The following is a 5,933-nucleotide window of genomic DNA, read 5'->3' on the forward strand; positions in this document are numbered from 1 at the left end:
GGCGGCGCCGGTGGTGGCGGCGGCTTCCTGTACGGCAATGGCGGAGCCGGTGGCAATGGAAATGGCGCCGGGGCCGGCGGAGCCGGCGGCAACGCCGTGTTCTTCGGCAACGGCGGAAGCGGGGGCAGCGGGCCCACCGGCGGTACCGCCGGCCACGCCGGGCTGGTTGTCGGCAATGGCGGCAGCGCAGGAGCCGGGTCCGGCCTGGCCGGCGCGGACGGCGGACTGTTCGGCAACGGAGGCGCCGGTGGTTCCAGCGCCACGAAGGCCGGCGGCGCCGGCGGAAATGCCTTCTTCGGCAACGGCGGTGCCGGCGGCGACGCCGGCGTGGCCGGAATAACGGACGTCCTGACGAGCACGTCCGGCGGGGCCGGCGGAAATACCTTGGTCGGCAACGGTGGCGCCGGTGGCGCCGGCGGCGTCAACTTCATCGGCGCCGGCTCTGCCGGCGGAGCCGGTGGCAACGTTGGACTGTGGGGCTTCGGCGGTGCCGGCGGTGCCGGCCATGACGGCACGACGGTTGCCACCGTCGGCATGGACGCCGGCAGCGGTGGCCGCGGCGGCAACGGTGGTCTGCTGTACGGCGGCGGTGGGGCCGGCGGAGTAGGTGGCAAAGGTGGCGACACATCGTTTGTCGCAATCAGCGCCGGCGCCGGCGGTAGCGGAGGTGCCGGCGGCAATGCCAGCTTGATCGGTAACGGTGGTGCCGGCGGAGCCGGCGGTGCTGGTGGTGCCGCCGGCACCCTCGCCAACGCCGGCGGGGCCGGCGGGACCGGCGGGGCTGGCGGTACCTCCGGGCTGTGGTACGGCGACGGCGGATCCGGCGGGGCCGGCGGCAACGGCGGTTCTGCGGCGGGCGCAGGTAACGCCGGTATCGGCGGTGCCGGCGGAAACGGCGCCAACGCGTCCTTCATTGGCCACGGTGGCGCCGGCGGTGCCGGCGGCAACGGTGGAACCAGCACCCTCTCCCTGCTCGCGGGTAACGCTGGTACGGGCGGTGCCGGCGGACACGGTGGTGCCGGCGGTGCGCTGTACGGCAACGGCGGAGACGGTGGGGCCGGTGGCATCGGCGGCAAGAGCGCTGACCTGCCCGCCGGTACCGGCGGCGCCGGCGGAAACGGCGGTAGCGCCCAATTCATCGGTAACGGTGGCACCGGTGGGGCCGGGGGCACCGGCGGGGCATCAACCGTGGCACTAACCGGCGACGCCGGCGCCGGCGGTGCTGCCGGAAACGGCGGCAACGCCGGAGTGTTCTATGGCAACGGCGGGGCCGGCGGGGCCGGCGGAGCCGGCGGGGCCACCAGCGCGGCCCTTACCGGCAAAGGCGGGGCCGGTGCCAACGGCGGTACCGGCGGCAACGCCACCATCTTCGGAAACGGCGGAAACGGCGGCGCCGGCGGTGCCGGCGGCACCGGTCCCACGCCCGGGGCCAATGGAATCGGCGGCAATGGTGGCACCGGCGGCGTGTTCGGTAAAGGCGGCACCGTCGGCCCACCTGGCGCGGCCGCGGTGGGCTTCCCCAGCCTGGCTGACAGCATTTCCGCCGCCGGGCCCTATCAGGACCTGATCACCAACACCATCACCAATTTGCAGAACATCGGCAACGGCGTGCTTGCCAACCCGGCGCCCTTCCTGGAGCAATTCCTCGCCAACCAGTTCGGCTACGGCCAACTGACCCTGACGGCCCTCACGAATGCCACTAGGGACTTCGCCATCGGACTGGCGGGCATACCGCCGAGCCTGCAATCGGCACTGCAAGCCCTCGCCGCGGGCAACGTCAGCGGCGCGGTGAGCGACGTGCTGGGCGCGGTGGTGAAGGTCTTCGTCAGCGGTCTCAACGCGAGCGACTTGTCGAACATCCTGCTGCTCGGACCCGTAGGCGACCTGTTCCCAATCCTGAGCATCCCCGGACTCACATCGCAAAACGTGACCAATGTGATCACGACGCTCACGAGCACAAACCTCGCCTTCACGATCACGCTTGACCCTCCGGGCGGGGCGATGAATATTGGCTTGCCGCTGGCGATGACGCTCAACGCGGTGGGTTCGCCGGTCACCACGGCGATGGCATTCGCGGACAGCACCACAACATTCATCCACGACGTGCAGGCCGGAAACCTGGTGGGCGCAGCGACGGCCCTGGTCGACGCTCCGGCCAACATCGTCAACGGCTTCCTCAACGGCGAGGGCACGATCCCACTGGCACTGCCGACGTCGACCACGGGTGGAATTCCGGTGACCGTCAACATTCCAGTCGGAGGCATCCTGTCGCCGCTGCGGCCCCTAACGGCGACGATTATGGCGCCGCCACCGATTGGGACGCAACATCTGACGCTCGGCGGCACGCCTGCCGGTGGCATAGTTCCCGCACTACTGAGCTATGCGCCCGAACAGCTCGCGAAGGCAATCGGCGCCTAGGTTCATACCGGTCGTCACACCTCTGCACGCAGTCTCGTCTGACATGTGAAGACGAGAAGCTGAGTGCAAAGGACGGCCATCATGAATCCCATCGGACGCGCGGGGCGCCGGTACCTGATCACGGTCACGACCCTGATCGGACTGCTGACCATCGGCATCGGAGTTTGGTGCCTGATTGATCCCGGCTCCTTCGCGCAATTCGTCGGATTCGGCGAGCACGAGCACTTCCTGCATGACGTCGGCGCATTTCAGGTCGGTCTGGGTGCAACGCTGCTGCTCGCGCTGATCTGGTCGGATGCGTTAGCCACGTCGATCACTGGATTCCTGCTGGCCAACACGATCCACACCGTCAACCATGTGCTGGACCTGAACCTTGGCGGTTCGCCCGCCCAAGCCTGGTTGCTGGGAGCGACGTCCGCCGCGCTTGCCTTCGCTTTGGTACTGCGGCTGCGTCAGCTCGGCTACGTGTTGGGCTACATCTCGGGCGGGGTCTCAGGCAACCTCTCGGGCACTGCCGGCTGCGCGACCGATCCGGCGCTGGCCCGGTTCGTCCGTCAGAAAACCATCAGGCTCACCACATTTCGCAAGGACGGCTCGCCCGGGACAAGCCCGGTCAGCATCGCGGTGGACGGCGATCGCGCGTATTTCCGCAGTTTCGAGCGGGCCGTCAAAGTCCGCCGGGTCCGACGCAACCCAAACGTCGAATTCGGCCCGGCGACGATGTCGGGCAACGCGACCGGCGCCATGCAGCCCGGCCGAGTGCGGTTGCTTGACGGCGCCGAATCCCGGCAGGCGGCGCGACTCCTGCGGCGCAAGTACCCCTTGCTGCATGGGCTGTTCGTTCCGGCCGCACACCGACTCGGCCGGTCCAAGTATGGCCGCACGGTGCATTTCGAGTTGGTGCCGTCCATGAGTTGCCTATGAACGCCCCGCACGTTGCGATTCCGCGCACAAATTTGCTGATACCTTTATCTGCGGGCGCCCAAAGCCGGAAAACACGGGCTAAGGGCGGAAATAATGAAGATCAGCAGGATCATGGCAGCGACAGCTGTATTTGCTGGCGCGGGACTGTGCGCGACCGGACCGGTGGTAAAGGCGGAAGTTCCAGCGGCAATGGACGGTGTCTACACCTACGCGGACGAAGACGGCGTCACAGCGACGTGGATTATCCGGACGGCCTGCACGCCGGGCTGCATCGCTCATGTGACGACCGGGCCCGGCCGCGGTTTTGACGCCGCACTCGTCGACGGCCGCTACACCGTTACCCGGACTGTTCCCGAGGGTGCCGTATGCCCGTCATACACCGTCGGGGACAACGGTTCCTGGTTCGACGGCGGCGCGCATCCGGTCACCGTCACTCAATGGTGGGATCCGCTGACGCTGGCCGGCGAGGTGGACTTCTTGGACAGCCCGGCGCCCTGCGGTCTCGGTGACCGACATGACCACTTCACGCTGACCAAGGTCGGCTGATGCCTTGCCCGGTTTCGCAATTCGTGTGAATTGTCCGATAACCGAAGAAATTAGCGGTAGAAAATTATTCCGTCATCTGCATGTTTAAATCGGTCACTTTAGTGCATTTCCTGTTGGGCGCAAGTTCAATAGCCCGGAGGAGATGGCCATGTCATTTGTCGTCACGACACCGGAATGGATGCAGTCCGCGGCGCAAGAACTAACGGCCATTCGCGCGGCGCTCAGCGAAGCCGCGACCTCTGCTGCGGCACCCACCGTCTCGGTGTTGCCGGCCGGCGCCGACGAGGTATCGGGCGCCCTTGCGGCCATGTTCGGAAACCTGGGTCAGCAATATCAAGCCGTCAGCGCGCAGGCTCAGGCGTTTCATGCGGCGTTCGTCAAGGTGCTGGACGCAAGTGCGCAGGCGTATTTGGGCACCGAGACGGCCAACTCGGTGTCGGCTCGCAGCGCTGCGAGCGGGGCCGCCGGATTGGCGCTCACCGACATTGTCGGCGGCGGACTGCCGGCGCCGGGCGTACCCAGCCTGGTGGGGCTACCCGGGCTACCCGGGCTGCCCGGCCTGCCGGGCCTACCGAGCCTGCCAGGGCTACCGAGCCTGCCCGCGCTACCGAGCCTGCTGGGATTACCGAGCCTGCCGGGATTACCGGGCCTGGGCGCATTGCCCGGTCTGACCGTAACCGGTTCTGGCGGCAATACTTTTGCCGCTATCACCGGCCCGTATCAAACACTTTTCTCGAATACCTTCGCCAATCTGCAAAACCTCGGCAATGCCTGGCTGGCGAATCCGGCGCCGTTCTTGCACCAATTCATCAACAATCAGGTCGGCTACGGGCAAATAATCAGTGAGTCCTTCGGAAAGGCCGCCCAGGACTTGGGCACCGGGATGGCAGGTATGCCCGCCGCTCTGCAAGACCTGCTGCCCATCACGACCATCCCCGGCAAGATCGGGCAAAACGCGATGAACGTGTTCCGGACGCTGACGGACGTCTCGTTCAACATCGCGGTGCAGACCAACCCGCTGAACCTCGGCCCCGCCTTCTTCGGACTGCCGCTGGCACTGGCCATCGACGCGATAGGTTCCCCGATCACCACGGCGAGCGCACTGGGTTCCAGCGTGGCGGCGTTCATGAGCGCGGCCCAAAGCGGGGACGTGGTGGGCGCTGCGGTGGCGGTCCTCACCGCTCCGGCCGTGGTCACCAACGGCTTCCTCAACGGTCAAGTGTCGTTCGGAGTCCCGCTGCCGTCGGTGAGTCTGCTCGGCGTGCCACTCGCCGTCCCGGTCACGGCGGGTATCCCGCTGGGCGGAATTCTCACGCCGCTGTCGACGGTAACCGCGTACGTCGGGCCCGTCACCAGCCCAGCGGTCATTCCCCAGACCGCAGTTTCACTCGGCGGTACACCCACCGGTGGCATCATCCCGGGCTTGCTGATCTACCTGCCTCAGCAGTTGGCGCAGGCAATCGGCGCACCCGCGCCTGAGGCGCTACCGGTATCGGTGTCAATAGGCTTGTAGCGCTTGGGGTTTAGAGCGGCTTTCCAGGCAAGCCGTGCGCGCCCCAGAACTGTCCGCCGGCGCCACCGTCCTCGCCGGCGCCGGGGGTGCCGGTGCTGCCGCCCAGCCCGCCGTTGCCACCGTTGCCGCCGGTGCCGATCTGGCCGGTGCCGCCGCCGACGCCGCCACGGCCGCCGGTGCCGCTATCTGTAGGGGGGAAGGATGCGGCTTGGCCGCCTTCGCCTCCGGCGCCGCCGTTGCCCCATACCGCGCCGCCTCGGCCGCCATTTCCACCGTCGCCGCCGGCGGTGAGGACGCCCAATCCGCCGGCCCCGCCGGCCCCGCCGAAGCCGAACTGGCCCGCGTTACCGCCGGCTCCGCCATGGCCGCCGAGGAGCCCTTCGCCGCCGAAGCCGCCGAACCCGCCGACACCCAGGAATCCACCGTTGCCGCCGGCGCCGCCCTGCCCGCCGGCGTTGGTACCGACCGGCGCGATACCACCGTCGCCGCCGTTGCCGCCCGTGCCGCCTGACGCGCCGGCGCCGCCCGTAGT

Annotated in this window: 5 protein-coding genes; 4 read left to right on the plus strand and 1 reads right to left on the minus strand. The window is 68.2% G+C overall.

Annotated features, from left to right (window positions below; all coding sequences use genetic code 11):
* The 4 genes from BST12_RS28220 to BST12_RS28235 all read left to right on the plus strand — a co-directional run.
* On the plus strand, window positions 1-2,418 hold a 2,418-nt coding region (locus BST12_RS28220; protein ID WP_245850611.1), incomplete at its 5' end, for a PE family protein.
* Between the two features lie 78 nt (window positions 2,419-2,496).
* Entirely contained in the window at window positions 2,497-3,342 is an 846-nt protein-coding gene (locus BST12_RS28225) for a PPOX class F420-dependent oxidoreductase (RefSeq protein WP_372510897.1), read from the plus strand.
* A 189-nt stretch (window positions 3,343-3,531) separates the two neighbouring features.
* A complete protein-coding gene (locus tag BST12_RS28230) occupies window positions 3,532-3,888 on the plus strand; it encodes a hypothetical protein (protein ID WP_083116466.1) in 357 nt (118 codons plus the stop codon).
* A gap of 148 nt (window positions 3,889-4,036) precedes the next feature.
* Window positions 4,037-5,401 (plus strand): PE domain-containing protein, encoded by a 1,365-nt coding sequence (locus BST12_RS28235; protein ID WP_139802009.1) that lies wholly within the window; start codon window positions 4,037-4,039, stop codon window positions 5,399-5,401.
* A 10-nt stretch (window positions 5,402-5,411) separates the two neighbouring features.
* Here the strand turns inward: BST12_RS28235 and BST12_RS28240 are convergent.
* The coding region (locus BST12_RS28240) for a hypothetical protein (RefSeq protein ID WP_139802010.1) at window positions 5,412-5,933 on the minus strand (522 nt) is incomplete at its 5' end.

The organism is Mycobacterium angelicum (assembly GCF_002086155.1).
In the GTDB taxonomy this organism is placed as follows: Bacteria; Actinomycetota; Actinomycetes; order Mycobacteriales; family Mycobacteriaceae; genus Mycobacterium; species Mycobacterium angelicum.

Excerpts from the sequence above, each read along its gene's own strand:
- BST12_RS28235 (WP_139802009.1), top strand. The coding sequence starts at position 4,037 with ATGTCATTTGTCGTCACGACACCGGAATGGATGCAGTCCGCGGCGCAA.
- BST12_RS28230 (WP_083116466.1), top strand. The coding sequence starts at position 3,532 with ATGGACGGTGTCTACACCTACGCGGACGAAGACGGCGTCACAGCGACG.